At 62.6% G+C, this 26,703-nt stretch carries 29 protein-coding genes and 1 pseudogene; 19 read left to right on the plus strand and 11 right to left on the minus strand.

Annotated features, from left to right (window positions below; translation table 11 throughout):
* Window positions 1–46: 46 nt before the first annotated feature.
* The 4 genes from C8K44_RS16935 to C8K44_RS16950 form a co-directional block, all read right to left on the minus strand.
* Window positions 47–580, minus strand: coding sequence for a hypothetical protein (locus C8K44_RS16935; protein ID WP_199227119.1), 534 nt, complete (start codon window positions 578–580; stop codon window positions 47–49).
* A gap of 14 nt (window positions 581–594) precedes the next feature.
* A complete protein-coding gene (locus tag C8K44_RS16940) occupies window positions 595–1,317 on the minus strand; it encodes a DUF2259 domain-containing protein (protein WP_109576966.1) in 723 nt (240 codons plus the stop codon).
* 76 nt (window positions 1,318–1,393) lie between these two features.
* Complete coding sequence (locus tag C8K44_RS16945; protein ID WP_109576967.1) at window positions 1,394–2,404, minus strand: P1 family peptidase; 1,011 nt, start codon at window positions 2,402–2,404, stop codon at window positions 1,394–1,396.
* A gap of 13 nt (window positions 2,405–2,417) precedes the next feature.
* Window positions 2,418–3,491 (minus strand): branched-chain amino acid ABC transporter substrate-binding protein, encoded by a 1,074-nt coding sequence (locus tag C8K44_RS16950; protein WP_109576968.1) that lies wholly within the window; start codon window positions 3,489–3,491, stop codon window positions 2,418–2,420.
* A 168-nt stretch (window positions 3,492–3,659) separates the two neighbouring features.
* Between C8K44_RS16950 and C8K44_RS16955 the strand changes: the two genes are divergently transcribed.
* The 7 genes from C8K44_RS16955 (at window position 3,660) to C8K44_RS16985 (ending at window position 9,993) form a co-directional block, all read left to right on the plus strand.
* A complete protein-coding gene (locus tag C8K44_RS16955) occupies window positions 3,660–4,154 on the plus strand; it encodes a flavin reductase family protein (RefSeq protein ID WP_109577014.1) in 495 nt (164 codons plus the stop codon).
* Between the two features lie 20 nt (window positions 4,155–4,174).
* Window positions 4,175–5,104 (plus strand): MoxR family ATPase, encoded by a 930-nt coding sequence (locus tag C8K44_RS16960; protein WP_109576969.1) that lies wholly within the window; start codon window positions 4,175–4,177, stop codon window positions 5,102–5,104.
* Window positions 5,105–5,106: 2 nt separating this feature from the next.
* Window positions 5,107–6,357 carry a VWA domain-containing protein gene (locus tag C8K44_RS16965; protein WP_109576970.1) on the plus strand — a complete coding sequence of 417 codons (1,251 nt, stop codon included), beginning with the start codon at window positions 5,107–5,109 and terminating at the stop codon, window positions 6,355–6,357.
* A gap of 18 nt (window positions 6,358–6,375) precedes the next feature.
* A complete protein-coding gene (locus C8K44_RS16970) occupies window positions 6,376–6,711 on the plus strand; it encodes an XdhC family protein (RefSeq protein WP_109576971.1) in 336 nt (111 codons plus the stop codon).
* 4 nt (window positions 6,712–6,715) lie between these two features.
* On the plus strand, window positions 6,716–7,426 hold the full coding sequence (locus C8K44_RS16975; RefSeq protein ID WP_109576972.1) for an XdhC family protein: 711 nt from the start codon (window positions 6,716–6,718) through the stop codon (window positions 7,424–7,426).
* Complete coding sequence (locus C8K44_RS16980; RefSeq protein WP_109576973.1) at window positions 7,423–9,033, plus strand: molybdopterin-binding/glycosyltransferase family 2 protein; 1,611 nt, start codon at window positions 7,423–7,425, stop codon at window positions 9,031–9,033. Before C8K44_RS16975 ends, C8K44_RS16980 begins: the two co-directional genes overlap by 4 nt.
* Before the next feature lie 93 nt (window positions 9,034–9,126).
* Window positions 9,127–9,993, plus strand: coding sequence for an alpha/beta fold hydrolase (locus tag C8K44_RS16985; protein WP_109576974.1), 867 nt, complete (start codon window positions 9,127–9,129; stop codon window positions 9,991–9,993).
* Between the two features lie 3 nt (window positions 9,994–9,996).
* On the opposite strand, the gene C8K44_RS16990 is transcribed toward C8K44_RS16985, so the two are convergent.
* Together C8K44_RS16990 and C8K44_RS16995 are read right to left on the minus strand one after the other, a co-directional pair.
* Window positions 9,997–11,037 carry a DUF1176 domain-containing protein gene (locus C8K44_RS16990; RefSeq protein WP_109576975.1) on the minus strand — a complete coding sequence of 347 codons (1,041 nt, stop codon included), beginning with the start codon at window positions 11,035–11,037 and terminating at the stop codon, window positions 9,997–9,999.
* Between the two features lie 65 nt (window positions 11,038–11,102).
* On the minus strand, window positions 11,103–11,273 hold the full coding sequence (locus C8K44_RS16995; RefSeq protein ID WP_109576976.1) for a hypothetical protein: 171 nt from the start codon (window positions 11,271–11,273) through the stop codon (window positions 11,103–11,105).
* Window positions 11,274–11,487: 214 nt separating this feature from the next.
* On the opposite strand from C8K44_RS16995, the gene C8K44_RS17000 reads away from it, so the two are divergent.
* The 8 genes from C8K44_RS17000 (at window position 11,488) to C8K44_RS17030 (ending at window position 16,132) form a co-directional block, all read left to right on the plus strand.
* Complete coding sequence (locus C8K44_RS17000; RefSeq protein WP_109576977.1) at window positions 11,488–11,961, plus strand: hypothetical protein; 474 nt, start codon at window positions 11,488–11,490, stop codon at window positions 11,959–11,961.
* Window positions 11,962–12,046: 85 nt separating this feature from the next.
* Window positions 12,047–12,295, plus strand: coding sequence for a ParB N-terminal domain-containing protein (locus C8K44_RS17005; RefSeq protein ID WP_109576978.1), 249 nt, complete (start codon window positions 12,047–12,049; stop codon window positions 12,293–12,295).
* Between the two features lie 85 nt (window positions 12,296–12,380).
* Window positions 12,381–12,866, plus strand: coding sequence for an SRPBCC family protein (locus C8K44_RS17010; RefSeq protein ID WP_109576979.1), 486 nt, complete (start codon window positions 12,381–12,383; stop codon window positions 12,864–12,866).
* A 359-nt stretch (window positions 12,867–13,225) separates the two neighbouring features.
* Window positions 13,226–13,459: a hypothetical protein gene (locus tag C8K44_RS27320; RefSeq protein WP_146203952.1), complete on the plus strand. Its 234-nt coding sequence runs from the start codon at window positions 13,226–13,228 to the stop codon at window positions 13,457–13,459.
* A 42-nt stretch (window positions 13,460–13,501) separates the two neighbouring features.
* Window positions 13,502–14,434, plus strand: a complete 933-nt coding sequence (locus C8K44_RS17015; RefSeq protein WP_109576980.1) for an alpha/beta hydrolase — start codon at window positions 13,502–13,504, stop codon at window positions 14,432–14,434.
* 241 nt (window positions 14,435–14,675) lie between these two features.
* Window positions 14,676–15,140, plus strand: coding sequence for a YbaK/EbsC family protein (locus tag C8K44_RS17020; RefSeq protein WP_199227120.1), 465 nt, complete (start codon window positions 14,676–14,678; stop codon window positions 15,138–15,140).
* A 250-nt stretch (window positions 15,141–15,390) separates the two neighbouring features.
* A complete protein-coding gene (locus C8K44_RS17025; protein ID WP_109576982.1) occupies window positions 15,391–15,618 on the plus strand; it encodes a hypothetical protein in 228 nt (75 codons plus the stop codon).
* 115 nt (window positions 15,619–15,733) lie between these two features.
* Window positions 15,734–16,132 carry a GFA family protein gene (locus C8K44_RS17030; RefSeq protein WP_245417517.1) on the plus strand — a complete coding sequence of 133 codons (399 nt, stop codon included), beginning with the start codon at window positions 15,734–15,736 and terminating at the stop codon, window positions 16,130–16,132.
* A 116-nt stretch (window positions 16,133–16,248) separates the two neighbouring features.
* On the opposite strand, the gene C8K44_RS17035 is transcribed toward C8K44_RS17030, so the two are convergent.
* Window positions 16,249–17,040, minus strand: coding sequence for a DeoR/GlpR family DNA-binding transcription regulator (locus C8K44_RS17035; protein ID WP_109576984.1), 792 nt, complete (start codon window positions 17,038–17,040; stop codon window positions 16,249–16,251).
* A gap of 239 nt (window positions 17,041–17,279) precedes the next feature.
* Between C8K44_RS17035 and C8K44_RS17040 the strand changes: the two genes are divergently transcribed.
* From C8K44_RS17040 to C8K44_RS17055, 4 genes are all read left to right on the plus strand, one after another.
* Window positions 17,280–20,576 (plus strand): autotransporter domain-containing protein, encoded by a 3,297-nt coding sequence (locus tag C8K44_RS17040; protein WP_199227121.1) that lies wholly within the window; start codon window positions 17,280–17,282, stop codon window positions 20,574–20,576.
* A gap of 168 nt (window positions 20,577–20,744) precedes the next feature.
* Window positions 20,745–21,227 carry a GNAT family N-acetyltransferase gene (locus tag C8K44_RS17045; protein WP_109577016.1) on the plus strand — a complete coding sequence of 161 codons (483 nt, stop codon included), beginning with the start codon at window positions 20,745–20,747 and terminating at the stop codon, window positions 21,225–21,227.
* 68 nt (window positions 21,228–21,295) lie between these two features.
* Window positions 21,296–22,672 carry a nodulation protein NfeD gene (locus C8K44_RS17050; RefSeq protein ID WP_109577017.1) on the plus strand — a complete coding sequence of 459 codons (1,377 nt, stop codon included), beginning with the start codon at window positions 21,296–21,298 and terminating at the stop codon, window positions 22,670–22,672.
* Window positions 22,669–23,430 carry a slipin family protein gene (locus C8K44_RS17055; protein WP_109576985.1) on the plus strand — a complete coding sequence of 254 codons (762 nt, stop codon included), beginning with the start codon at window positions 22,669–22,671 and terminating at the stop codon, window positions 23,428–23,430. Before C8K44_RS17050 ends, C8K44_RS17055 begins: the two co-directional genes overlap by 4 nt.
* Here C8K44_RS17055 and C8K44_RS17060 read toward each other — a convergent pair whose 3' ends face one another.
* The 4 genes and pseudogenes from C8K44_RS17060 to C8K44_RS27940 all read right to left on the minus strand — a co-directional run.
* On the minus strand, window positions 23,431–24,504 hold the full coding sequence (locus C8K44_RS17060) for an ABC transporter ATP-binding protein (protein WP_109576986.1): 1,074 nt from the start codon (window positions 24,502–24,504) through the stop codon (window positions 23,431–23,433).
* A 75-nt stretch (window positions 24,505–24,579) separates the two neighbouring features.
* Entirely contained in the window at window positions 24,580–25,401 is an 822-nt protein-coding gene (locus tag C8K44_RS17065; protein ID WP_109576987.1) for a carbohydrate ABC transporter permease, read from the minus strand.
* Window positions 25,398–26,285 (minus strand): sugar ABC transporter permease, encoded by an 888-nt coding sequence (locus C8K44_RS17070; RefSeq protein ID WP_109576988.1) that lies wholly within the window; start codon window positions 26,283–26,285, stop codon window positions 25,398–25,400. Before C8K44_RS17070 ends, C8K44_RS17065 begins: the two co-directional genes overlap by 4 nt.
* Before the next feature lie 244 nt (window positions 26,286–26,529).
* Window positions 26,530–26,703: pseudogene (locus tag C8K44_RS27940) on the minus strand (sugar ABC transporter substrate-binding protein); the annotation flags it as partial.

Here is a 26,703-nt window from a genome sequence, read left to right on the forward strand (position 1 = left end):
AGCTGAGGTTTCGTTGCGGCTCCCCTAACAGAGGTGGGCCCAATGCTCAACGCGAACGGCTAGCAAACCACAGTGCTGCGGCGAAAAGGGCGATAAATCCGCCGGGAAAATAGAGTCGTAGGCCCAAAACGGCAAACTGATAGAGCGCGACAAGCCCGGTAAAGACGAACTGGAACGCCCAGGTGATGGTGAAGGGTGCCTCATGCCACTCGGCATAGTAGCTGCGATACTGCAGGGCATAGAGCAGGGCGGTCAGGCCGATGGTTGCCGTGGCAAATGACACGAAAGCGGCGGCGAAGGCCGTCTCGCCCCGGCGTCCCAGCGAAAGCAGTCTTGCCAGCGTCCAGCCGATCGGGAAGGCGGCAGCCCCGCCGAGCGCGAACAACAGCACGACAATTCGGACGCCAACCGGTGTTTCCCAACGGTCGAGCAAAAGCACGAAAAGTGCGCTTGCCCCCATCGCAAGGCCCCACACAACTGAGCCAGCCAGAGCGAGGCGCAGCGAAGGCAATGCCTGGCGCAGCTTGCCACTGGCAGGCGGCGCGCTCGAATCTTTAGGCAGGCTTGCGCCGGCGGTCATCGACGCTTCGTCATTCACGTCCGGCCGGTCACCGCTATCCAGCGATGGTCGGGTCCTTCAAAGCCGTGGCGGATGACGGTGATGAGCACGGCATAAGTCATCGCGCCGCCTTCGCCGAAGAAGGTCTGCACGCCGCCGATGCGGTAGCCGGTCGGGCAGCCGCGACTAAGCGGCACGTCCTTGTCTTCCTGAAGCACATCGGTTTTGCCGCCGTCGCCGACATGCACCAGCTTGAAGCCCTTGACCGGGCCGATGCCCGGGCAGCGCTCGATCTCGCCGAGCGAAATCTCTTCAAGCCGGAATTCGAGCTGCGGGTCGATGGGTGGGAACACCGGGCGAGGATTGACAACCATCTTGTACGGATCGGCGCTGATTTCGGTCACTGCGTTGAAACCTGCGAGACGGCCTCGATTGGCGGCCAGCACTTCGTCCTTGATGACTTTCTCGCCACGCGTCCGCGCCTCATCGCGTGCTACCTGCAGGCCGACGCTTTCGTCCTCCATCTGCACGCGCACCGGTGTGTCGGGCATGAACTTGTCGGTTTCGGTGTCGATGTAGAAGCGATTCGCATACGCAAAGCCCGAGCCATCCTGGATGCCGAACTCCTCGAAGCCGAAAATCTTGCCGTCGGCGCTGAAACCGAGAATGTTGAGTTCAGCCGCGTCGCCGGCGTGGGCCAGTTGCGAAGTGGCAAACAACGACAGGCCTGCGAGGCAAAGAAGCTTGATCAATCTCACGGCAATCCCTCTCGAACCCGATTGATTCAGTTTGTCAGGCGAAAGCGCTAAGATAGCGTCAATAAAGGGTTTTGGGTCAACCCTTGCGGCTCGACCATACCGGCATCGTGTCGCCTGGAACCGCCGTCGCCTGATGCACGCCGCGTGCGATCGCCCTTGCCATGGTCGAGGCGGCGGCGGCGAAGAAGTCGACGACATCCTCCTGTCCGACCGTGATGCCGCTCGTTCCCGTCGCCAGTGCAAACACCAGGTCGCCATCAAAAGGCGTGTGTACCGGCCAAATCGCGCGGGTGAAGCCGTCATGGGCCGATATCGCCAGCCGCTTTCCTGCCGCCTTGCTCAAAACCGCGTCGGTGGCGATCACCGCAATCGTGGTGTTGGCGGCGGCGCTGTTTGCTTCCTCGTACTTCTTGAACACGCGGGCAGCGTCGTCGGGCAGCGGCGAGGGGTAACCCAGACCGGCGAACTCACCGTCGAGTTCGAATGGCGCCGCCCAGAAATGCCTGGAGCGGCCGACAGTGACTGACCCGGTGGCGTTGACCGCAACCAGCGCGCCGACAGTCACGCCATTTGGCAGCACTGTCGAAGCCGAGCCAAGACCGCCCTTGAGCCCCGCCGTCAGCGCCCCTGTGCCGGCACCCACCGTGCCAAGGGCAAAATCGCGGTCGGCGGCCTGTACGGCATCGTAGCCAAGCTCACGGTAGGGCGGATAGCGGCCCCAATCCTTGTCGCCGCCATTGAGCATGTCGAACAGGATCGCCGCCGGCACGATGGGAATGATCTGGTCGCGCACGGCAAAGCCGACGCCTTTCTCCCGCAAGGCTGCCTGAACGCCCGATGCCGCGTCGAGGCCGAAGGCCGAGCCGCCTGAAAGCACCACCGCATTGACGGTTTCGACCGTATTGTGCGCTTCAAGCAGGTCGGTCTCTCGTGTTCCCGGCGCGCCGCCCAGCACTTGCACCGCGGCCGTTGCCGGCGTGTCGCACAAGACGACTGTCACGCCCGACTTCACCTTGTCGTCAGCGGCATTACCGACCCGCAGGCCGGCAACGTCGGTAATGAGGTTCAGCGGTCCAGATTTCAGCATGCCGGCTTCAACATTATTGCGTCTCTAATGGCACGTAGTTCGAGCCGTCGAAGCGGAACAGCCGATATGGGTTTTCCGTGAGGTCGCCCTTGGCATTGAAACGGATCTTGCCGATAGCCGTATCGAATTCTTGCCTTGCCAGTACTTCGGTGACAGGCGTTCCGCTCGATGTGGCAAGTTCCGCCGCGGCGCGGGCAATTTCCACCGCGGCATAGGCGGGCAGGGAGTAGCCGTCGGGTATCAGCTTTTGCGCTTCGAAGGCGGACAGTACGTCCGAATTGGCGAGATCGGACCATTCGGGGGGAGCGACCATCAGCGTGCCCTCGGCGGGCGGCACCGCTCGGTCGGCGACGCGAAGCGTTTCGCCCCCCGCAAACACCATGCCATCGCCAAGCGTGGCCGCATCGCGGCCCATCACGGCGATGTCCTCACCGTCTCCGCCGACGAATACATGCGTCGCGCCTGCCTTGCGCAGGCGGGCAACGAGCGCCACCTGGTTGTCGAGTTGCGGCCGGTAGGTGTCGACGAACACCGGCTTCAGCCCGGCCTGCTCGACACTTGCCCGGAAGCTTTCGGCCAACTCGCGGCCGTAAATGGTGCCGTCATCGACGATGGCGAACAACTCGTCGTTCCATAGCCGCGTCAGCAGGGAAGCCGCCGCTTCGCGCTCATTGTCACCGCGCGGCCCGAGACGAAATATCTGCCAACCGGTCTTGTCGCGCCGATCGGTCAGGCTGTCGGTGCGCACGCCCACTGATATGACAGGGATCTGGGCATCCTTGAGCACGGGCAGGGCGGCTTCGATCGATTCGGTGCAGAGAAAGCCGGTGGCAACCGCCACCTGGGCGTCGACGAAGCCTTGCGCTGCTATTGCTCCGCCTTCGGTGGTGCAGCGGTCATCGATGATCTCGAGCGATACCCCCAGGCGTTCCGCTGCAAGCATCGCACCGGCCTTGATCTGATCGCCGACCACGGCCGAGGGGCCCGACAAGGGGGCCGCCACGCCGACCTTCAGCGGCTCGGCTTGGGCGGCCAGCGCCAGAAGCGATGCGGCCAGTGCGGCGATGATTGCAGTTGCGGATCGCATTCGGTCCGAGAAACCTCCACGCGCAGGAATTTAGCGCGTTATCACTGCCGTACTGCCTGTCCCGCACAAGCGCAACGTGCTTGTGGCCCACTTGCCTAGAACGTGTTTGCTTGTGACCTGATCTATACGGCCATATATAGCGCAAATGGTTCATTGCAGGAAAATCCGGTGCTGAAGAAGTTTGAAGTCGGGCCGCAGGCCTATCGCGATGCGATGAGCCATTTTGCCGGCGCCGTTCATCTGGTCACCACCGACGGCGTTGCCGGCAAGCGTGGCGCCACCGTGATCGCCGCCTGTTCGGTGTCCGACAGCCCGCCAATGGTGCTTGTCTGCGTCAACCGAGAAAACCCCAAGAACGACGCCTTCATGGAGAATGGCAATTTTGCCCTCAACACGCTGGCCGCTCGCCATGAGCCGCTCGCAGTCGCCTTTTCCGGCGTCACCGGTCTTGCGCCCGAACAGCGATTCGCGCTTGGCGAGTGGGAAGTCCTTTCGTCAGGCGCCCCAGCCCTCATCGGCGCGGTCGCGGTGTTCGATTGCGAACTGGTCGACAGCAAGGAGATGGCCACCCATCGTGTCATGTTTGGCAAGGTGACAGGCCTTCGCATCGGCGATAACCTTCGCCCGCTGATCTATCACGGACGCAGCTACCACGTGCTGTAGACCGTCTTTCCGGAAACGCCATGACCGACCGAACGCCTCGTCCCATCCCCCAAACGATCGACGAGACGCTCGATCTGCTGACCGGCGCGGACTATGTCGCCGACCGCGCGTTGGCGACGGTGCTGTTTCTTTCCCTGCGCATGAACCGGCCGCTGTTTCTCGAAGGCGAGGCCGGCGTCGGCAAGACCGAGATCGCCAAGGTCCTGGCGAGCGCGCTCGGCCGGCGGCTGATCCGCCTGCAATGCTACGAAGGCCTCGACGTCTCCTCCGCAGTCTATGAGTGGAATTACGCCGCGCAGATGATCGAGATCCGCATGGAGGAGGCGACCGGCAAGGTCGATCGCTCCGATATGGAAAGAAACGTCTTTTCCGAAAAATACCTGATCCGCCGCCCGGTGCTCGATGCGCTGACCGGCAAGGCCGGCGCAGCCCCCATCTTCCTGATCGACGAACTCGATCGCACCGACGAGGCTTTTGAAGCGTTTCTGCTCGAAATTCTCTCCGATTATCAGGTGACGGTGCCCGAACTCGGCACGATCAAGGCCGAAGAGCCGCCGATCGTCATCATCACCACCAACCGCACCCGCGAAATCCACGACGCCTTGAAGCGGCGCTGCCTTTATCATTGGGTCGATTATCCCAATGCCGAACGTGAGCTGGAGATAGTTCGCCGCAAGGTGCCGCAGGCCAATCAGCGGCTTTCCCAGGAGGTTGTGCGTTTCATCCAGAGGCTCCGCGAGATCGAGCTGTTCAAGGTGCCCGGCGTCGCTGAAACCATCGACTGGGCCTCGGCACTGACCGAGTTGGACAAGGTCGCGCTCGATCCCGAGACGATTTCGGACACGATTGGCGTGCTGCTCAAATACCAGGACGACATTGCGCGCATCGAACAGGGCGAAGGCCGCCGCATCCTCAACGAGGTGAAGGCGGAGCTTTCAGCAGCGGAGTAGAGATGGACGCGTTCCGATCGGATCCTCGGTTTGCAACGCCTGACGGCCGCATCGGCGACAACATCGTCTATTTCGCCCGCGCTTTGCGCAAGGCCGGCATGCGTGTCGGCCCGGCCTCGGTCAAGGATGCCATCGAGGCGGTGCTTGCAGCCGGCATCGGCTCGCGCGACGATTTTTACTGGACCCTGCATGCCGTGCTGGTTAGCCGGCATGAGGACCACGCCACTTTCGACGAGGCGTTCAGGCTGTTTTGGAAGTCGCGCGAGCTGATCGAAAAGTTGCTGGCGATGTTTTCGCCCGTCGCACCCGACCACCGCGAGAAACAGAAACCTCGCGCCGCCGAAAACCGTGTCAGCCAGGCGATGTTCGAAGGCCACCAAAAGAGCCAGCCACCGCGCGAGATCCCCGAGATCGAGGTCGATGCGCGTTTCACGGTGTCGGGCAACGAGATGCTGCGCGCCAAGGACTTCGCGCAGATGACGGCCCGCGAGATTTCGGAGGCGCGTCGCGAGATCGGCGCATTGCGCTTGCCCTTCGACACCGTGCGCACCCGCCGTTTCAAGCCCGATCCCCATGGCGGCAAGGTCGATCCGCGCGCCATGATGCGGGCGGCCGCCCGCACCGGCGGCCAGTTGATCCTGCCGAAGTTCCGCTCGCCCCGGGAGGTACATCCGCCTTTGGTGGTGCTCGCCGACATTTCCGGCTCGATGAGCCAGTACACCCGCATCTTCCTGCATTTTTTGCATGCACTGACGGAAAAACGGCGGCGCGTACATACCTTCGTCTTTGGCACCAGGCTCACCAATCTGACGCGACAGATGCGCCACCGTGACCCCGATGCGGCACTTGCCGACTGTTCTGCCGTGGTCAAGGATTGGTCAGGCGGCACGCGGATCGGTGACACGTTTGGCGAGTTCAACCGGCTGTGGTCGCGCCGCGTTCTGGGGCAGGGCGCAGTCGTGCTGCTCATCACCGACGGGCTCGAGCGCGACGATGTCGCCGGTCTCTCCGAAGAGATGGAGCGGCTCAAGAAGTCGTGTCGCAGGCTAATCTGGCTCAACCCGCTCTTGCGTTTCGATGGTTTCGAGGCCCGTGCGCGTGGCGTTCGCGCCATGCTGCCGTATGTCGACGAGTTCCGCCCGGTACATAATCTCAACGCGCTAGGCGATCTCTGCGCATCGCTTGGCGCGCCGGCTTCGCGCAGCAGCGACCCCAGATTGTGGATGATCGACGGCCAGCGCCGCGCGGCGTAAGGTCGTGAAGGAGGTTCTATGCCAAGCAGATTTCTCGATGAAGCCCGCGATCCGCTGATCATCGCGGAGAACTGGATGAAAGACGGCAAGGACGTCGCGATCGCAACGGTGGTCGAGACCTGGGGCTCGGCGCCGCGTCCCGTCGGCAGCCATCTCGTCATTGACGCTGAAGGCACCTTCCACGGTTCGGTCTCGGGTGGTTGCGTCGAAGGTGCGGTCATTTCCGAAGCGCTTGACGTGATCGAGAGCGGCAAACCGAAGATGCTCGATTTCGGCGTCGCCGACGAAACGGCGTGGCAGGTTGGTCTGTCCTGCGGTGGTCGCATTCGGGTGTATGTCGAGCGATTGGGTTGAGCCGATGGATCCTTTCGCGCTGAAGACGTTGAATGCCGAGCGCCGCGCGCGCCGGGCGGCCATCCTCGTCACCGACATGGGCGACGGCCGCGACCGTGTGGTCAAGGAGGGCGATGTGGTCGCCGGAGATTTAGGTGCCGCACTGGCCAAGGCGTTCCGCACCGGTCTTTCCGGTACTGCAGAGGCGGAAGGTCGTCAGTTCTTCCTCAATGTGCACCTGCCACAGCCGCGACTTGTGGTGATCGGTGCCGTGCATATCAGCCAGGCACTGGCGCCGATGGCCAGGATTGCCGGTTTTCCGCTGGAGATCATTGATCCCCGCACGGCCTTTGCCAGCGACGATCGTTTTCCTGACGTGACCCTCCACGCCGAATGGCCGGAGGATGTGTTGAAGCATTGCCCGCTCGACCGTTATGCGGCACTGGCGGCGGTGACCCATGATCCCAAGATCGACGACTTCGCGCTCAAGGCTGCACTGGACGCCGAGTGCTTTTACATTGGCGCTCTAGGCAGCCGAAAAACGCATGCCAAGCGCGTCGAACGTCTTCTCGGCATGGGCGCGACACCCGAACAGATCGAGCGCATCAATGCGCCGATCGGTCTCGATATCGGCGCTGCAAATCCGGCAGAGATTGCCGTTGCGGTGCTCGCACAGGTCATTGCCGCGTTCCGGTCACGCGGGCTTGGCGCCAAGGCGAAAAGCGAGGCGGCGTGAAATTTGGCGCGATAGCCGTTGGGCAGGCTGAAGGTGCGGTGCTCGCGCATTCTACAAGTGCCGGCGACCATCGCTACCGCAAGGCACACGTGCTCGCCGCCGAGGATATTGCCATCCTCGCTGCCGCAGGTTTGAAAGAAATCGTCGTTGCGGTGCTGGAACCGGGCGACCTCGGCGAAGACCAGGCCGCCGAAGCGATCGCGGCAATCATGCACCACCGCCACGTCGAGGTGAAGCCTGCGGCGACGGGCCGGGTCAACCTCCATGCGCTGGAAGCCGGCGTCTTTACCGTTGATGCTGGGCTCATCGACGCCATCAACGCCATCGACCCGTCGATCACCGTCGCCACGCTCGCCCAGCATGCCACCGTCGAAAAGGGCCAGATGGTCGCGACGGTCAAGATCATTCCCTTCGCTGTTGCGGGTCATCTTGTGCGCCAGGCAACCGAGCTATGTGCCGCACGCGAAATCTTTGCCGTCAATCCGTTCGTGCCCAAGCGCGTTGGCGTCATCCAGACAATGCTGCCCAGCGTCAAGCCAAGCGTCCTTGACAAGACGACCCGGCTGACCGAGCAGCGGCTGGCACGCTCTGGCAGCCGGCTGACCGCCGAGCGGCGGACGGCGCATGAAACGTCCGAAGTGGCCGAAGCCGCCAAGTTACTTGCCCGCGACCACGACATGGTGGTGATCTTCGGTGCGTCCGCGCTCAGCGATTTCGACGATGTCATCCCGGCTGCGGTCCGGGCCGCCGGCGGCACTGTCGTCCGCTCCGGCATGCCAGTCGACCCGGGCAATCTTCTGGTGCTTGGCCATATCGGAACTACGGCGGTCATCGGCGCGCCTGGGTGTGCTCGCAGCCCCAAGGAGAACGGTTTCGACTGGGTGCTCGACCGGCTGATGTCAGGGCTCAAAGTGACTGCCGCCGACATTGGTGGCATGGGCGTCGGTGGCCTGTTGATGGAAATCCCGACACGGCCACAGCCGCGCGACCTGTCTGCCGTTCCGCCTGTCCCGAAGGTGCACGCCGTACTGCTCGCAGCGGGGCGCTCCAGCCGCATGGGTGGGCCCAACAAGCTGATGGCCCTATTCCAGGGCAAGCCGCTGGTGCGCCGTACGGCCGAGCGCGTACTGGCCTCGAAGGCCGAAAGCACTGTCGTTGTCACAGGCCATCAGGCCCCACGCATTCGCGAGGTGCTTGCCGGTCTCGACATTCCGGTCGCTCACAACGCCGATTTCGCCACCGGTCTCGCCAGTTCGCTCAAGACGGGCGTTGCGGCACTGCCCGAAGATGCGGCTGGCGCACTCATCGTGCTTGGCGACATGCCCGAGGTACTCGCCGCCGACCTCGATCGGCTGATTGACGCCTTCGAACGCGCCGACGCCCGCGCCGTTGTTCGCGCCACCCATGACGGCAAGCGCGGCAACCCGGTTATTTTGCCTCGCGCCTTGTTCCCAGCTGTCGCCCACCTCGAAGGCGACACCGGAGCCCGCCATATTGTCGAGTCCGAAGGCGTGGATGTCATCGATGTCGAAATTGGCAAAGGCGCTGCTGTAGATGTCGATACGCCCGACGCCCTTGAAACAGCGGGCGGGGTTCTGCAGGGCTGATGCCTGCGACATGTCTTTGCGCGGTTGACAGGTTGCCCTGTCAGCACGCAGTCATTGCCGCACAACAGGGGACGACACGTGGCGCTTTCTCGAATGCTTCAGCGATCGGTGTTGCCGTTCGTCCTCGCGACATTTGCGGCGTCGGCCCACGCGCAGACCCTCGCGCCCCACAAGGACGACCTCTTCGCCTATCCGGCCATCCTGTCGTCCGAGGGAGACAGCTATCGTGTCGTCGACTACCGCGAGATGCGCGACATTAACGGGCGCGATCAAATCCCCGAGCGGCGTGCGCAGGCCAAATATGTCGACACTGGCGTGCGCAAGATGCAGCAGGATTTGGTGCTCAGGACCGACGAAGGCAACATCAAGCATGTGGCGGTCGGCAAGACCGAGGGCGCTTCGCTCATCGTGCTATACCTTCACGGCCAGGGTGGCAGCCGCAAGCAAGGCGTCGACGACTTCACCTTCGGCGGCAATTTCAACCGCATCAAGAACCTTATGGTCGCCAATGGCGGGCTTTACCTGTCGCCCGATTTTTCCGACTTCGGCGACAAGGGCGTGGCCCAGATAGCTGCCCTCATCGATCACTACGCAGCCCAATCGCCCGGCGCGAAAGTGATCGTTGCCTGCGGTTCTATGGGCGGGGCATTGTGCTGGGGGCTGGCCCGCGACGCCAAGGCGGCCAAGCAATTGAGCGGCCTGATTCTGCTCGGCTCGTTGTGGGACGACGGGTTCCTGACCTCGCCGGCATTCGCTGCGAAAGTAGCTGTTTTCTTCGGCCAGGGCAGCAAGGACCCGGTCTTCCCCATCGACAAGCAAGAGGCTTTCTTTCGCTCGATCCTTGCCAAGAAGCCGAACTATCCCGCGCGCTTCGTACGTTTCGAAACCGGCACGCATGGCACCCCGATTCGCATGACCGACTGGCGCGACACGCTCAACTGGATGCTGGCTCAGAAATGAAACTTATGGCCCGGTGTTGTAGTCGAGCAAGGTCTCGGGGTTGATCTCGCCGTCATAGGACGCGTCGACGTCGTATTGGATCAGCGCAAACGCGCCGTCGCGGAAAATCCAGGTTCCACCAGACGAAGCGTCGCCGACGCCACGCCACTTGTTGTGCGACAGGATCGTCATGGTCGTTTCGTCAAATGACGAATTGACCAGCGCGCCTTCGGAGCGATAGCCGATGATGGCGACGCTTTCGAGCTTGCCTTCGGAATTGTCGTTTTCGTAATGGATATCGAGTTCGGGCGTGGCGAAATGCTGCTCGGTCAGGCCGTCGGCTTCGTTCCAGAGATAATAGACGTGGGTCTTGTTATAGGCGCCCATCTGGCAAAAAAAGCGGAACAGCCTGGCTTGGCTGGGTGCTGCGTCGGCGGCGTCCGTCTTGTTGTGGTAAGAAATCTTGTAGCTTAATGCTGCGTCATCGCTTTCTTTGGCGGTGTCGCATTGGGCCTGATGGCTGGCCGCGAATGTCTTCCTGGCAAGGTCGAATACCGCGTCGGTTTCGACGGGCGGCGCGTCGCCGCATTGCTTGGGCAGCGCGTCGGCAAGCGTGCCTTCGGCCGGCTTGAGCGTGCCCTTGTCGAGCTGGATCGGCGTAAACGGCGGCTCCTGGATAGAGCCGTTGACCTGACGCGCGGTGTAGCAGCCGGCGAAAATCTTTTCGCTGCCATCCTTGCCGACGGCACGAATGGCGACGGGCACGTTGTAGAAGATACTGCCGGCCGCACCTTCGGAACTGACTGCGCCGGTTTCGACGTCGACGCGCCCGGTCGCTTCGTAACCCTTGACGAAGGTCTCGAAATCCTTGGCCGGCTTGGTTTCGCCGAAATAGTCCCAGGCGCGGCCATATTCCTGTCGGTTCACCGCATTGTAGAGCGAGCGCACGACAGCGGCCGCGTCGGATCGGTCGTCGAGATAGGGCGTTTCAGCAGCCAGGGCGTGAAGGCACGAGAGGCCCGTTAGAACGAGCGCCGAAGCTGTGGGGATTGAATACGTCCTCATTGCGAATCTCCTGCCTGCCGCAATCATGCATCAGCGATTGCGGCGGCGCGGTGACGCGCGGACAATTAGGCTTGGCGCGTCGACATCTCGCGGGCAATGCGAGGAAAATCCGCTGGCTTGATGCCGATGTCGGCGCGGTCGGCGCTGTTCATCGCATTCAGCAAGGCAAGTGCCGCCCGATAGCGGGCCTGCTCCTTGGGGCGAGGGCGGGCGAACAATTCAGTGTAGAAACCCATAACTCAGGCTCCGGTTGTTCCTCCCGACAATAGATATAAGTGATTCCATGGTGATTGTGCAGTGCAGCATAGGCATGGCAGCCATGCAGCGCGACATCTTCGGGCAGCGGAATTTTGTAAGATTCTGCCGAAGCTTCGAAGCGAATTTTAACCTGGCATCATTATGGTCCGGCCAGTTTTTGCGTATCATGCGTTTTCGTTCGGAGGGGCTTGCATGGGCACCGAGACCAATCGCGACTTCGCTTCGTTGCTCGACGATTTGTTCGTCGCATCGGAGCCTGGCGAGATTGCGCCCGCACCGTCCATCCCCTTCGACTATCTGGCGGTTGCCGACGAGTTGCATTCGGGCCGTATTCGCGTTGCCGGCGAGGCGGTTGCCGCGGAATATCGCGAGGCCGGCGCTGCGCTGGAAGACGAGTTCGTTTCGTTGCTCGACATGGTCAAGGCCAAGGCGGCGGCTGTCGAAGAGCCCGAGGCGCCGTCGATCGACCCCGATGCGATTGCCGCCGAGCTCGGCCTCGCCGAGGTCCAGCCCGCCGATCTGGCCAAACTGCGCCGCATCTTTGCGCTCGCCAATCATCCCGACCGCGTGGCCCCGCATCTGCGCCAGCGTGCGATGGTGCGCATGCAACTCGCCAACATGATGATCGACGACGCCAAGCGCCGCGCCGCCAAGAAAAAGATCTGACAACGGCTTCCGTACTGGCTGCCTTGGCCAGCGTGATGGTACGTCCTATCTAGGTGAAGCTGTACTTCCACAGCCGGAAGCCATCATGCTCAGAGTTCAGAAAATACCGCTCAAAGACATCTATGTGCCCGCTGCGCGCAAGAAGACGCTGCATCCCGAAACCGTGCGGCATCTGGCCGAGGACATCGTCGAGAACGGCATGAAGACGCCGATCCAGGTGCGCCATGACGGCAAGCGCTACGTGCTTGTCGAGGGCCTGCATCGGCTAGAAGCGGCCAGGTGGCTGGGCGAGACGTCGATCGATTCCTATCTCGTGCAGGCGCGCAAGCACTAGCTCGTTTTTTTCGCTGCCGCCTGTCGGGATCGCTTCACCTTGCTCGTCCTAGGTCCGAAAGCCGACTTCAACGAGGAGAAGACGAATGACCGCAACTGCCACCGCCGTCCCGGTCAAGGACCGCGAACTGGTGCTCACCCGCATCATCAATGCGCCGCGCGAAAAGGTCTATCGCTGCTGGACCGACGCTCAACTTCTGCCGAAATGGTTCGCGCCGCTGCCCTGGACGACGCCAAGCGCCAAGCTCGACGTCCGCGCCGGTGGCACCAGCTTCATCACCATGCGCAGTCCCGAAGGCGTGGACTATCCCAATTCCGGCGTCTATCTCGAAGTCGTGCCGAACGAGAAGTTGGTCTTCACCGACGCCTATACCGAGGCGTGGGCGCCGTTTGAAAAGCCGTTCATGACGGTTGTGCTGACCTTCGAGGATGCAGGTGCTGGCAAGACCAAATACACCGCCATCGCCAGGCATTGGTCGCTCGAAGACCGCGACGCGCACGAGAAGATGGGTTTCCAGGAAGGCTGGGGCCAGTGCGCCGACCAGCTCGAGGCGCTGGCGAAGACGATCTGAAGCATTCCCTTCTCCCCGTGAGCGGGGAGAAGGCCACACTTATTTACCGCCACGCTCGCTTTCGCGCCTGGCCATTGTCATCCTTCGACCTCATCCTTCGACAAGCTCATCCTTCGACAAGCTCAGGATGAGGAACTCGGGAAGCGGGGCGCGAGGCCGAGCCTTCCGATAGTTTGATAGTGGCGCGAACCTTCGCGCCCCGCCCGGTGTTCTTGCCCCGCTCAGTCGCCTCAGTGCTTGTCGCACCGCCAGCCGCCGCAAGGCCCGGGCTTGGGGGCTCATCACCCAGCGGGAGAACCGACCTCCCACCAGCCCGGCACCGGCGCTTCCCTCCGACACCCGGTGCGCACCGGAGTCCCGTGGAAGATCGCGAGGAGAATGATAAAACGGGTTTCGAGGGCGTGGAAAAACGCGCACGGCTGTCCACGTTGGTTGCTGACAGACTTCCTGACAAGCAGGAGCCAATTTGGTCGCGCGACAGTGCGTTACAAAGCAAACCTTCGGCGTCCCAATCCTTCGCACGCTCGAAATTCCCTCATCCCGTGGAAAAATTATCCAACGCTGTCGGCATGGCAAGTTTCCGTTCGTCCTAGAGGCAAGGGGCCGGAAGGTTCTGAGCGAAAAGGGACGAGGACATGAACAAGCGCAGTTTCATCACCATGCTGGCGGCGGTTGCCTTCGCAGTTGTCACTGGAGGAACGGCAATGGCCGACACGACGAAAACCACCAAAACAGACGTCAAGGCAGGTTATGCCGAGGTCAATGGCGTGAATTACTACTACGAGATCAGCGGCACGGGCGAGCCGTTGCTTTTGCTGCATGGCGGATTGGGCGCGATCGACATGTTCGGTCCGGTGCTGCGTGCACTGTCGAAAAACCGGCAGGTGATCGCGGTCGACCTTTATGGCCATGGCCGCACCGCACTTACTGATCGCAAGATGAGCCTGATCGATATGGGCGACGACATGGCCGGTCTGGTGAAGCAATTGGGCTATGGCAAGGTCGATGCGATGGGCTATTCGATGGGCGCGGGCGTGGCCTTCCGCCTTGCGGTGCAGCACCCTGACGTCGTCCGTCGACTGGCGCTGGTGTCGGCCGGTTATGCCCAGGACGGCTTCTACCCCGAGATGTTGCCGATGCAGGCGCAGGTCGGTGCCGGCATGGCAGACGTGATGAAGCAAACGCCGATGTACCAGGCCTATGCGGCGGTGGCACCGAAGGTCGAGGACTTTCCTGAACTGCTCGACAAGATGGGCGAGTGGATGCGCAAGCCTTATGATTGGGCCGATGACGTCAAGACACTGAAGATGCCGGTCATGCTGGTCTATGGCGACGCCGACATGTACCGCCCCGAGCACATCGTGAAATTCTACCAGTTGCTTGGCGGCGGGCTGAAGGACGCCGGCTGGATGCGCGAGAACATGTCGCAGAACCGTCTGGCGATCATTCCCAACCGCACCCACTACGATGTCTTCTTCGCGCCTGAACTGGCGCAGACTACGCTTCCTTTCCTCAATGGTGAGACCAAGGTGAAGACCTGGGACGAGCAGGTCAGAGCGGTCGATTGAATAATGGCCGCACGCTGCCTGAAACGGCGGCGTGCGGCCAAAATCCTTGCTGGACAAGGGCTTCGGATGTATCGTTTCGGCACGCTGAGAATGCCCCCAACGGGGTTGGAAGATGCGGCCAGCAGGCATATCGACAATGAGCTGGCGATGATGCGGCCAGGCTTCGCCGCGCGGCAGACAGTGCCCCGCCCTCACCATACCGGCCGCAGTGACGCGATGTTACCGCGAAAAGGGAGTTGTCATGGCTATCTCATTGACAATGCAAGAATATCTTGAAGACAACCACATCCGCTACGATGCCGCCAAGCATTCGCGCACCGGTTGCTCGATGATGACGGCGCAAGCCACCCACGTGCCCGGCAACGCGATTGCCAAGGGCGTGGTGTTGAAGTGGGAGGACGGCTATGTGCTCGTCGTGCTGCCGGCTTCGCGCCATGTCGACCTGGCCCGCATGCGCGAGATCATTGGCGACAAGGTGCGGCTGGCGACCGAGGACGAAGCAAGCTCGCTGTTTCCCGATTGCGACGAAGGTGCGGTGCCGATCCTGGGCGTGCCCTATCGCGTTGCCTGCGTGATCGACGAGCAACTGCGCCGCGGCAGCGACATCTATTTCGAAGGCGGCGACCACCGGACGCTGGTTCATGTCACCGGCGATGAGTTCTCGCGCCTGATGTATGGCATGCCGCAAGCGCGCGTCAGTTGGTAGCGCGGGTGCTCCGGTGTGGCCGAACCGGTTCGTGCAGTTGGCTTAACGCATTGAATACAAAAGGAAAGGTTGCCGTCTCGGTAAATTGATTTGAGGCGGCGGGCGGCCTGTGCGGTTAATACGCCCACGAGGTGGTGAGGTTTTGCGCAGTTCCCGAAAATACCCTGCTCCTGTCATGGGAGCGCCATTTGGCCGTCATGGTTCGGAGCTATGGTGCCTAATGTCGAAATGGTCACGGACGGAGGCGACTATGGATGACCATCACGAATTGACACTTGAAGATCTGCTGCATGACCCGATCATTCTGACGGTCATGGAGCGTGACGGTTATTGCCCAGACGATATCAGGCTTTTGGCACGGCACGCCGTCGCCGGAACCCAGGTTTGGGAAAGTGTTTCGCTGCGGGTGAATGCCCGTCGTCAAAACAGGGTGTTTCGCGCGTCGACCTCGTCGGCATGCATCGCTCTTTGTTCCTAGTTGTTCCTGTACTTTGAAGTGACTGTCGGCGGAGGCGGTCACGAACTTTCCCATCGACAATTTCGTTGCGCACCTTATGCCTGAGGCCAGAATCTTAGGGCGAGGGACTTGAGTCATGGCGCAACGGTATGAGGGCGGCTGCATGTGCGGGGCGGTGCGCTATGTCGCGGAGGCCGCGCCGTTGAACGAGCGCATCTGTCACTGCCGCAGCTGCCAGAAGGCAGTGGGAGCAGCGTTCAACGCGCGGCTGATGTTTCGCGCCGACGAGGTCAGGCTGAGCGGGCCGGTGAAGATTGCCTATTCGTCACCGGCGGTAAAGCGCGGTTTCTGTGCCGAATGCGGCACGACGGTGCTGTCCGGGCGTGAGGCGGCGGGCGTGTTGGCCGTGACGTCAGGCTCGCTCGACGACCCAAGCCTGTTTCGTCCCGCCATGCACATCTGGATCTCGTCGAAGCAGCCCTGGCTCAAGCTGGACGATGGCCTGTCTCAGTTTGACGAGGCTGCACCGGCATAGGCGCTGCTCGACAAGTGCCTGGAACCTTGGATGACTGCGCAGGCTGTCAAACTCGGCTGCGCGACATTGGCATGAGCGCTCAGGCGTGAATGCCGGGCGAACGATCCTAATGATCCCTAGGCGCAGATCTCGACGCCGCTGTCGCGCAGCTTGGCAAGAAGAGGCTCTTCCGGTGGCGTATCGGTTACGAGCGTGTGGATGTCGCAGAGCGAGCCGAGCCGCACCAGGGCGCGGCGGCCGAATTTCGAGCCGTCGACAGCCATGATGGTCCGTTCGGCCTGGCGCATGGCGGCTGAGACGGCGGCGACCTCGGCATGGTCGTCGTCGCCGATGTCGCCGTCAAGGTCGACGCCGCTGACCGAAATGATGGCGACGTCGAACTTGAATCGCCTGATGTATTCGGCGGTTTCCTCGCGGAAGACGCCGCCATCGACCTGGCGTACGAAGCCGCCCGGTACCGCGATGGCGAAATCCGTGCTTTCGCTCAGAGTCGTGGCAACGCGCAGCGAATAGGTGACGACACGCAGGTCGCGCCGCCTGACCAGAGCGCGCGCCACCGCCTCGCAGGTGGTTCCGGTATCGATGAAGACGGCAGCGCCGTCGGGAACAAGATCGGCTGTGAGGCGGCCGATCTTTTCCTTGGCGGCGGCGTTTTCGACGCGGCGCTGGCGCAGCACCGAGGGTTCGACCGGCGTCGAGATGGTGGCGCCGCCATGCAGGCGCCGGACCTTGCCGCTTTGTTCCAGCGCCATGATGTCGCGACGCGCCGTCTGCGTCGTCACCCCGTAAAGCGTGGTGATTTCCTCGATCGAGACGTAGTGGTTTTTCTCGAGATAGCCGAGGAGTTGGGCCTGACGGGCCGACTTCTTGCTGTCCTTGTCCATGTCAGGTCCGTTCGTTTCGGGCATCTGCGATCTGGTCTCCACAATCCTTGCTAGCAAATTGGAACGAGGGATTCACCCGGCATATCGGGCTTCGGACCGCTTATGCGGGAAACCCTGCCCATTTCCAAAAATGTTGTAAAAGTGACATCTACCATCACTAATGTCCGAATCCGTACTTTTCAGTGACCGCAACATGTCATTCGCACGCTGCCCCTGGCGATTTTGTGACAATGCGCGGTCGTGCAGCAAAACGGAGTTACGCGATGAAGACGATCCACAGCGGCATGGCCGAAGCGCCTGCCGGCACATCCGGCCAGCATCAAAGACGGTTGCGCCGGCTTGCCGGGGCACTTCTTTGCGGCACCACGCTGGCCATGTCGGCAATGTCAGCCCAGGCGGCCGAGGATTCGATCAGGATCCTGACGCTGAACACCTGGCTCGACCGCTTCAAGCCCAATCCAGCCGTGGCGGCGGACTTCTTCATCAAGGGCAACTACGACGTTCTGACCTTCCAGGAGTTCCGCGCCAACAGCACCTATGCGCGGGATTTGCCTGGTCTGATGCAGGCCGCCGGGCTCGGCACCTACGGCACGCGCCAGGACAATGACGTGGGCGTGTTTTCGCGTCTGCCGGGTAGCTTCGGCGCGGTCACGCAAGGCGTCATCGCAACCTACGCCAAGCTCGATCCGACTGTGAGCAAGCCTGAGACGATCGTCGCCACCACGCACCTGAATTACTACGATCCCTCGACCAACCGCATCGGCCAGGCCAAGGCGCTGAACCAGTGGGCGAAGGGGCTGGGCCCGGTCATCCTGACCGGCGACTTCAACGCCGGCGACGTGTCCGAGCGCGGGCTGCATTCGATCAGCCAGCAGGAGCGACTGCTCAAAATCTACACCAAGAGCCCGACGACGCCATTTTACCTCGAATTGCTGAAGCAATACGCCAAGGACCAGGCGCAGCTCGATGCCTTCATTGCGCAGTGGAAAGGCAAACCCGCCGCGCAGATCGATGCGGCAACGGTGCCGGCTGGCCTGTTTGCCGACGAGATGTATCCGGTCGCCGGCAACCTGCCGCAGACGATGAACATCCTGAAGAAGCAGTTCCAGCTGCTGCAACTGCCCAATGAGCGCGAGCAGTTTTCGCCGCATGCGCTCAACGACGGCTCGGTCACCTGGCCGTCGCATGGCGAGGACGCGACCAACACCTGGGGCAGCTGGCACCGCGTCAAGATCGACCACTTCCTGGCCTCGCGGCCGTTCGGCAAATGGTGGGTGATCAATGACGATCCGAAGGATCCGTATCTGGGCGTCATTCGCGATACCTCCTACGTCACTAATCCGGATGGCTCGAAGACCCCGCTTTCCGACCATGAGCCGGTGGCGCACAATCTGCGCTGGGTCGGGCCGCTGTTGCAGAACTACGACGACAACGGCACGGCCAAGACGCGCGTGGTCTGGGGCAAGGATGCCTCGACCTTCACCGAGCGCGGCAAGGAGTTTGTGCTCAGCCGCAACAACATGCGCAACGACATCTATCTCGGCCAGATTTCCGACGATAACGGCATGCCGCTGCTGGCCGGCCTGACCGACGCCGAGAAAAAGACGCTGCTCGACTGCAAGAGCACCGATGCGCGCTTCCAGCAGGCGATCCGCGACTATTGCATCGACGACCACAGCTTCATCGGCGAGATGCGGGTCGCCGATGGCGGCACCGTCGTCGTCGAGGAGGATGCGGCACTTGGCACCGAACAGGCCAAGCTCAGGCTTGATGGCGGCAGCCTCAGGATCGCCGGCACCGACATGCATGTGTTGGGACGCAACGTCGTGCTGGAAGCAGGCGGCGGCTCGCTCGACATCGCTGACGCCGGCAATATTGTTGGCATCAACAAGGAGATCTCGGGCGCGGGCAGCATGACCAAGCTCGGCCTTGGCGCGCTGGTGCTCGACGGTACCCACAGCTTCACCGGTGAAACCATCGTCAAGGCCGGCGCGCTTGCGGTGCAGGGATCGATCGCTTCGTCGAAGCTGACGACTGTCGGTTCCGGTGGCACGCTGGGCGGCATCGGGACGCTGGGCAATACGGTGGTTGCCTCCGGCGGCACGCTGGCACCGGGCAATTCGATCGGCACCATCAATGTTGCCGGTGACATCACCTTCGAGGCCGGCTCGGCCTACAAGGTCGAAGCCAACGCCAAGGGCGAAAGCGACAAGGTCGCGGCCACGGGCAAGGCGATGTTGAAGGGCGGATCGGTGCTGACGCTGGCGAGCGGCAACAATTATGCGCCGCAGACGAATTACAAGATCATCACCGCCGACGGTGGCGTGACCGGTTCGTTTGCCGATGTCAGCTCGAACCTTGCCTTCCTCGACCCCTCGCTTGCCTATGGCACCAAGGACGTGACGCTGACGCTGAACCGCAACGATGTCACCTTTGCCGAAGTCGGCGTGACGCGGAACCAGAAGGCCACCGCCGCAGCGCTGGAAAGCACCGGCTTTGGCAATGCGGCTTACGCGGCTGTCGTCAATCTCGACGAAGCGGGCGCGCAGCAGGCCTTCGCGCAGCTGTCGGGCGAGGTGCATGCCTCGGCCCAGGGCACGATGATGCAGAACAGTGGCGTGCTGCTCGACGCAGCCACCAGCCGCATCGACCAGGCGTTTGGCGATGCGACTGCGGCCAGCATGCCGGTCATGGCTTATGGCGATGACGGGCTGGAACTGGCGCCTGCCGACACCGACCGCTTCGCGCTGTGGACCCGGGCCTTCGGTTCGTGGGGCAATAGCGACGGCGACGGCAACGCCATGGGCTTCGACCGCAGCACCGGCGGCCTGATCGGCGGTGCCGATGCGATGGTCGGCGACACCTGGCGTGTGGGTGTGCTCGCCGGCTACAGCCGCTCGACATTCGACGCCGCGGACGGCACTTCCAACGGCAGCAGCGACAACTACCACCTTGGCGTCAACGCCGGCACGCGGGTTGGCGCGTTCGGCCTGACCGCCGGCGCGACCTATAGCTGGCACCGTTTCGACACCGCACGTTCGGTCGCCTTCGCAGGCTTCTCCGACGCGCTATCGGCCAAGTATGACGGCGGCACGGCTCAGCTGTTCGGCGAGGCGATCTACAAGGTCGATGCTGGACGCTACGCCGTCGAGGGCTTCTCCAACCTGTCCTACGTGAACCTGCGCACCGACGCCTTCACCGAGACGGGCGGGGCGGCAGCCTTGTCCAGTGCTGCGACCAGCAATGACGTGACCTTCACCACCTTTGGCGTTCGCGGCTCGACCGATGTCGCGCTCGGTGCCGTGAATGCCACCGTGCGCGGTACGCTGGGCTGGCGCCATGCCTTCGGCGATGTCACGCCGCTGTCGTCGGTCGCCTTTGCCGGCTCGGACGGCTTCGAGGTGGCGGGCACGCCGATCGCCAGGGATGCGGCGGTGCTGGGTGCCGGTATCGACTTCGACATCGCGCCGAAGGCCAAGCTTGCCATCAGCTACACCGGGCAGGTCAGCAACGGTGCCTCCGACCATGGCATCGACGCCAAGCTGGCGGTCAGCTTCTAGGCGTCGAAGAAGCATCCGCGGCCTTGGGGGCGTGGCCGCGGATGCACTGCCTGTTGACGCGAAAGATCAACGCAAGTATTCGCGCGTCGAGCGACAGCTCGACGCGTTGGCGGACGACACGAACCGCGCCGGCACTGCCGGGTCAGACATCCCAACATGGATACCGCCATGACCGAACAGATTACTTCGGCCTCCGAGGTCTCGTTGCGCCGCATTTCTTCACAAACTGTGTATGAAGTTTGCGAGCTCAGCGAGACCCTGACCGAAGCCCAGCGCAATAAGGTAGCCGATAACGGCACCTCGATCGCTGAGGCTCACTTCTCCGAAAATGCCTGGTTCCGCGCCGTCTATGCCGATGACACGCCGATCGGCTTCGTCATGCTGCATATCGGCTCCGACTACGACGTCATCGATTGCCCCGGCGCTTTCCTGTGGCGCTTCATGATCGCTGGTCCGTTCCAGGGCATGGGCTTCGGCCAGAAGGCGATCGCGCTTGTGGTCCGCGATCTCAAGGCGAGGGGCTTCGCCGAGCTCTTCACCAGCTACGGTCTGGGCGAGGCGAGCCCGGAAGGTTTCTACAAGCGCCTTGGTTTTGTCACGACAGGCGAGACCTATGACGACGAAGTGGAGGCCGTGCTGAAGTTCAGCTGACGGCAGGCCAAACGCGCATTGGACTTCGCGCAAAGCATGCCCATATCTTGGGATATGGAGCTTTGAGCGTGAAACTCGCGCGTTTGGCCCTTTTCGTTGCGGCGCTGGTCGCCGCAGCGGCCTTTACTGCCTCTTCCTCGATCGGAGAAGACAGCGGCCGGACGAAGGTGGCGTTGACCATCGTCATCGACGGCGCCATCGGTCCGGCCAGCGCAAGGCAGTTGAAGGAAGGTCTTGCCACCGCCGCCGCACGCAACGCCGAAGTCGTCATCCTCGAGATGAACACGCCGGGCGGGCTGGTCACCTCGATGCGCGAAATGATCGCCGACATCCTTTCGTCGCCCATTCCCGTCATCGGTTATGTCGCGCCATCGGGCGGACATGCGGCGAGTGCCGGCACCTACATCCTCTACGCGACCCATGTGGCGGCGATGGCGCCGGGCACCAATCTGGGTGCTGCGACACCAGTCGAACTCGGCGGCATGCCCTCCTTGCCCGGCGGCGGCGATGACAAGGACCAGAAGAAAGCCACTCCCGACACCGACCCGATGACGGCCAAGGTGACCAATGACGCGGTTGCCCTGATCCGTTCGCTTGCCGAATTGCGCGGGCGCAACGCCGATTGGGGCGAAAAGGCTGTACGCGACGCGGCAAGCCTGTCGGCCAATGCTGCCCTGCAGGAGCATGTCATCGACCTTATCGCCCGCGACCGTGCCGACCTTTTGCAGCAGGCCAATGGCAGAACGGTCGATGTCGCGGGCAAGAAGGAGATGCTGGCGACCAGGGACCTGCCGGTCGAGGTGGTGGAGCCTGGCTGGCTGATCCGGCTTTTGTCCATCATCACCGACCCGAATGTCGCGGTCATCTTGCTGCTCGTCGGCATCTACGGCCTGGTCTTCGAGTTTTCGAGCCCCGGCATGGTGGCGCCGGGTGTCGTCGGCACCATGGCGCTGCTGTTGGGGCTCTACGCGCTCGACCTTTTGCCGATCAACTATGCCGGGTTGGCGCTCATGCTGCTCGGTCTCGCCTTCCTGGTGATGGAGGCTTTCAATCCGACGGTGGTGCTGGGGCTCGGCGGTCTTGCGGCCTTCCTGCTGGGGGCGGCGATGCTGCTCAGGGTGCAAAGCCCCGGCTTTGAAATATCGTGGATGCTGATCGGCACCGCAGCCGCGTTGACGCTCGGCCTTGCGCTCCTGACCGGGAGCTATGTCTGGGCGGCGCGCCACAGGCCTTCGCGTTTGGGCGCAAAGGCGATGAACGGCTTGCCGGTCGAGATCATCGACTGGTCGGCGGGCGAGGGCCACGTCTTCGCCCAGGGCGAACGCTGGCGGGCGAGGGCGGACGAGCCGCTCGCACCTGGCGATGCCGCCGAGGTGACCGGGATCAATGACCTTGTGCTGACGATCCGGCGCCGGAACGTTTCAAAGCCAGGAGAAATGCAATGATCGTCGGCTATGTCGTCTATCTGATACTCGCGCTTGTCGTGGTCGTGTTCCTGTCGGCGGCGATCCGCATCCTGAGGGAATATGAGCGCGGCGTCGTCTTCACGCTCGGCCGCTTCACCGGCATCAAGGGGCCGGGGCTGATCATCCTCATCCCCTTCGTCCAGCAGATGGTGCGGGTCGACCTGCGCGTGGTGGTGCAAGACGTGCCGCCGCAGGACGTGATCTCGCGCGACAACGTCTCGGTGAAGGTCAATGCGGTGCTGTATTTCCGCATTGTCGATCCTGAGCGCGCAATCATCAAGGTCGAGGACTATATGGCGGCGACCAGCCAGCTGGCGCAGACCACGGTCCGTTCGGTGCTGGGCAAGCACGAACTGGACGAGATGCTGGCGGAGCGCGACAAGCTGAACGCCGCCATCCAGGAGATCCTCGACCAGCAGACCGACGCCTGGGGCATCAAGGTGACGAATGTCGAGATCAAGCATGTCGACCTCAACGAGAACATGATCCGCGCGATCGCCAAGCAGGCCGAAGCCGAGCGGCTGCGCCGCGCCAAGGTGATCAATGCCGACGGCGAGCAGCAGGCGGCGCAGAAACTGGTCGAGGCCGGCCGCATGCTGGCCAAGGAGCCGCAGGCGATGCAGCTGCGCTATTTCGAGGCGCTGCACGATATTTCGGGCGAGCGCTCATCGACCGTGGTGTTTCCGCTGCCGATCGACTTGCTCGGACTTTTCAAGCCGGCGGGCGAGGGCAAGTGATCAGGCTGCCTGGCGCCGGGCGATCGCCGATCCATCGGCACCAAACAGCGAAGCGCGGGCGCCGTCTATGCGAATGCCAACTGCCTCGCCGATACGGAACGGACTGTCGGCGACAGCACTGACATTGATCAGGCCGAGCCTGGGATTGCGCACGAACACGGAGGTGTTGCCGCCGAGATATTCGCTCGCCTCGACGGTGCCGCGGCAATGGCCGCTTTCCGGTGCGACCAGGAAAAGATGTTCGGGACGCGCGCCGATCTGCACCGGAGCGGCTTCGCTTGCCAGCGGCAGTTCGATGGCGCCTTCGCCCGACAGGTCGAGCCTGCCTTCGCCGCTACGGCTGCAGGGCAGCACGTTCATCTTCGGGCTGCCGATGAACTGGGCGACGAACAGATTGGCCGGTGTTTCGTAGAGTTCGTGCGGGGTGCCCTGCTGCATGACGCGGCCGTCTTTCAGTACGACGATGCGGTCGGCCAGCGTCATCGCCTCGACCTGGTCGTGGGTGACATAGATCATGGTGGCGCCGAGCGCGCGGTGCAGCTTGGCGATCTCGAGGCGCATGTCGACGCGCAAGGCGGCGTCCAGGTTGGAGAGTGGTTCGTCGAACAGGAAGCCGACCGGCTCGCGCACGATGGCGCGGCCGATGGCGACGCGCTGGCGCTGGCCGCCGGACAACTCCCTGGGGTAGCGGTCGAGCAGCGGCGTGAGCTTCAGCGTGTCGGCGGCGGCATCGACTTTCGCCTTGATGCGGTCGGCGGAAAGCTTCGTCAGTTTCAGGCCAAAACCCATGTTCTGCCGCACGGTCATGTGCGGGTAAAGCGCATAGGACTGGAACACCATGGCGAGCTTGCGCTCGACCGGCGGGGCGGTGGTGACATCGCGTCCATCGATGAGCAGCTTGCCCGAGGTGGTCTGCTCGAGGCCCGCGATCATGCGCAACAGCGTGGACTTGCCGCAGCCGGACGGGCCGACGATGACGACGAACTCACCGTCGGCGATTTCGAGGTCGAGATCCCGGATGATCTCTGACGTGCCGTATTGTTTGCCTGCCTTGCGCAGCGAAATCGTACCCATGGAAACCTCCAGACACTTTTCTTTCTGCACATCGCGCTTTTGCGAAAATCATTCCGATTTCGCGCCGATGTGCGTTCAACCTTTGACCGCGCCGGCTGTCATTGAGCCGCTGATCTGGCGATACATGATGAGCCCGAGCAGGACCGGCGGCAGTGCGCCGACGACCATGACGGCCGATGCAACGCCCCATTGCACGCCACCGCCGCTGGCCGCGAAGAAGAACGAGGCACCGACGGTGATCGGCACGGCCTTCGACGTGGTCAGCATCAGGCCGAACAGGAACTCGTTCCAGGCGGTGATGAAGCCGAAGATCAGGCTGGTTACAATGGCCGGGCGGCAGAGCGGGGCAATCACCCTGGTTAGAATCTGAAAGCGCGTGGCCCCGTCCATCAATGCCGCCTCGTCCAGCTCGCCCGGCAGGTCGCGGATGGCATTGACCAGGATGACGAGCGCCAGGGGAAGGTTGACGATGGTCAGGATCAGGCCGAGGCCGAGGCGCGTGTCGAGCAGCGCCAGCCACTGGAACATCATGTAGAGCGGGATCGCGAAGATGATGAGTGGCACGGCGCGCAGGTTGACGATGAAGGGCAAGAGCGTGCGCTCGCCGAGCCTGCCGCGGCCGATCGCATAGGCTGCGGGCAGGGCCAGCGCCACCGCCAGCAGCGTCCCGAGGGCCGCGACCGCGACGCTGTTTGCGAGATAGAGAAAGATATTCAGTCGGTCGGAGACAGTGAACACGGTGGCGTAGTTCTCCAGCGTCGGCGCGTAGACCCAGAGACCCGGATTGGTCGAAAGTTCGCGCGCGCTTTTGAACGAGGTGACGAGCGTCACCAGGATCGGGAAGTTCATGGCAAAGGCCGCGACGGCGAAGACGAGCCAGCGAAGGGCGTTGATCATTTGACGGCTCCCTTGCGGCGGCTGGCGATATGGTTGAGCCCGTAGAGCACGGCGAAGGAGGCCACGAACAGGATCACCGAAGCGGCGACCGCCTTGCCGATGGCACCTTGCTTGAAGAAGGCCTCGTAGATGTAGATCGATAGCGAGGCGGTGGAGCCGCCGGGGCCGCTGCCGGTCAGCACATAGACATTGTCGAAGACGCGGAAGCCGTCGATGAAGCGGATGAGCAGGGCAACCACGATGGTCGGCGCCATCAGCGGAAGTTCGATGTACCACAGCTTATGCCAGCGCTTGGCGCCGTCCATGGCGGACGCCTCGACGATCTCCGAGGGGATCGCCTGATAGGCCATGTAGAACAAGAGCAGGGCAAATGGCGTCCACTGCAAGGTCTCGACGACGATGAGCGTCCAGAAGGCGGAAGTGGGGCCGAGGAACGAGAAACTCGCGCCGAACCAGGTCCACAGATAGTAGGGCACCGGGCCGGCAAACTCGTGCAGGACGAGACGGTACATCAGGCCGACAAGCGCGGGTGCCACCATCAAAGGCAGCATCAGGATCGCCATCAGCCAGCTGCGCTTTTCGATCAGCGGCGACAGGAAGATGGCAAGGAACAGCCCGAGCGCGCATTCGAGAACGGCGGTGAGTGCGCCAAAGCGCAGCGAAAACCAGCTCGCCTGCCAGAACGCGCTGTCGTTCCACACGGCCGCGAAGTTGGACAGGCCGCTGATCCTGGGCTGGCGCAGCGTCTCGAACGACACGTCGGAGATCGAATAGATCAGGTTGACGATCGCCGGGAAGCCGAGAAACACAAGCAGGAACAGCACCAGCGGCGTGGCCAGCAATCTGAACTCGGACGAAGGGGAGCGTTGCGAAAGCGTTGTCATCAAAGGATCTAAGGCTGGCTTTCCAGTGGAAGCAATGGTGGCTGCCGAACCCCGGCAACAGTGTCGCCGTCATCGCGGCATACGGGCGACAGGCTCAGGACTCAGCACCTCCGACCCGCGCGAGCGGCGAAAAGTGTGCCAGGATCGCCTTTTCGACATGCTGGGGCATGAAGGCGCGGGGAGGTGCTGAATCCTGAACCTGCTACATGGCCGATGGCGGCTGGAGCCACCACCGGCCAAGCAATTACTTGAGCAGCTCGGCCATGCCCTTTTCGGTGTTCTTCAGCGCGTCGTCGAGCGACTGCTGGCCAGACCAGTAGCCCGTGAACTCCTTGGCCTGGAGTTCGTAGACGGACAATGCCTTGGCCGAGGTGCCACCATTCATGACATAACCATACTTGGAGGCGAACTCGCCGAG

This window comes from Aminobacter sp. AP02, assembly GCF_003148805.1.
Taxonomy (GTDB): domain Bacteria; phylum Pseudomonadota; class Alphaproteobacteria; order Rhizobiales; family Rhizobiaceae; genus Aminobacter.

Coding starts and splice junctions, on each gene's coding strand:
- C8K44_RS16950 (WP_109576968.1), bottom strand. CDS start 3,491: ATGCGATCCGCAACTGCAATCATCGCCGCACTGGCCGCATCGCTTCTG.
- C8K44_RS17005 (WP_109576978.1), top strand. CDS start 12,047: ATGCTCAGAGTTCAGAAAATACCGCTCAAAGACATCTATGTGCCCGCT.
- C8K44_RS17000 (WP_109576977.1), top strand. CDS start 11,488: ATGGGCACCGAGACCAATCGCGACTTCGCTTCGTTGCTCGACGATTTG.
- C8K44_RS16985 (WP_109576974.1), top strand. CDS start 9,127: ATGCTTCAGCGATCGGTGTTGCCGTTCGTCCTCGCGACATTTGCGGCG.
- C8K44_RS16975 (WP_109576972.1), top strand. CDS start 6,716: ATGGATCCTTTCGCGCTGAAGACGTTGAATGCCGAGCGCCGCGCGCGC.
- C8K44_RS16960 (WP_109576969.1), top strand. CDS start 4,175: ATGACCGACCGAACGCCTCGTCCCATCCCCCAAACGATCGACGAGACG.
- C8K44_RS17025 (WP_109576982.1), top strand. CDS start 15,391: ATGGATGACCATCACGAATTGACACTTGAAGATCTGCTGCATGACCCG.
- C8K44_RS17035 (WP_109576984.1), bottom strand. CDS start 17,040: ATGCCCGAAACGAACGGACCTGACATGGACAAGGACAGCAAGAAGTCG.
- C8K44_RS17045 (WP_109577016.1), top strand. CDS start 20,745: ATGACCGAACAGATTACTTCGGCCTCCGAGGTCTCGTTGCGCCGCATT.
- C8K44_RS17065 (WP_109576987.1), bottom strand. CDS start 25,401: ATGATCAACGCCCTTCGCTGGCTCGTCTTCGCCGTCGCGGCCTTTGCC.
- C8K44_RS17010 (WP_109576979.1), top strand. CDS start 12,381: ATGACCGCAACTGCCACCGCCGTCCCGGTCAAGGACCGCGAACTGGTG.
- C8K44_RS17055 (WP_109576985.1), top strand. CDS start 22,669: ATGATCGTCGGCTATGTCGTCTATCTGATACTCGCGCTTGTCGTGGTC.
- C8K44_RS16970 (WP_109576971.1), top strand. CDS start 6,376: ATGCCAAGCAGATTTCTCGATGAAGCCCGCGATCCGCTGATCATCGCG.
- C8K44_RS17040 (WP_199227121.1), top strand. CDS start 17,280: ATGAAGACGATCCACAGCGGCATGGCCGAAGCGCCTGCCGGCACATCC.
- C8K44_RS16945 (WP_109576967.1), bottom strand. CDS start 2,404: ATGCTGAAATCTGGACCGCTGAACCTCATTACCGACGTTGCCGGCCTG.
- C8K44_RS16965 (WP_109576970.1), top strand. CDS start 5,107: ATGGACGCGTTCCGATCGGATCCTCGGTTTGCAACGCCTGACGGCCGC.
- C8K44_RS17020 (WP_199227120.1), top strand. CDS start 14,676: ATGGCTATCTCATTGACAATGCAAGAATATCTTGAAGACAACCACATC.
- C8K44_RS17030 (WP_245417517.1), top strand. CDS start 15,734: ATGGCGCAACGGTATGAGGGCGGCTGCATGTGCGGGGCGGTGCGCTAT.
- C8K44_RS16990 (WP_109576975.1), bottom strand. CDS start 11,037: ATGAGGACGTATTCAATCCCCACAGCTTCGGCGCTCGTTCTAACGGGC.
- C8K44_RS16995 (WP_109576976.1), bottom strand. CDS start 11,273: ATGGGTTTCTACACTGAATTGTTCGCCCGCCCTCGCCCCAAGGAGCAG.
- C8K44_RS16935 (WP_199227119.1), bottom strand. CDS start 580: ATGACCGCCGGCGCAAGCCTGCCTAAAGATTCGAGCGCGCCGCCTGCC.
- C8K44_RS17015 (WP_109576980.1), top strand. CDS start 13,502: ATGAACAAGCGCAGTTTCATCACCATGCTGGCGGCGGTTGCCTTCGCA.
- C8K44_RS17070 (WP_109576988.1), bottom strand. CDS start 26,285: ATGACAACGCTTTCGCAACGCTCCCCTTCGTCCGAGTTCAGATTGCTG.
- C8K44_RS17060 (WP_109576986.1), bottom strand. CDS start 24,504: ATGGGTACGATTTCGCTGCGCAAGGCAGGCAAACAATACGGCACGTCA.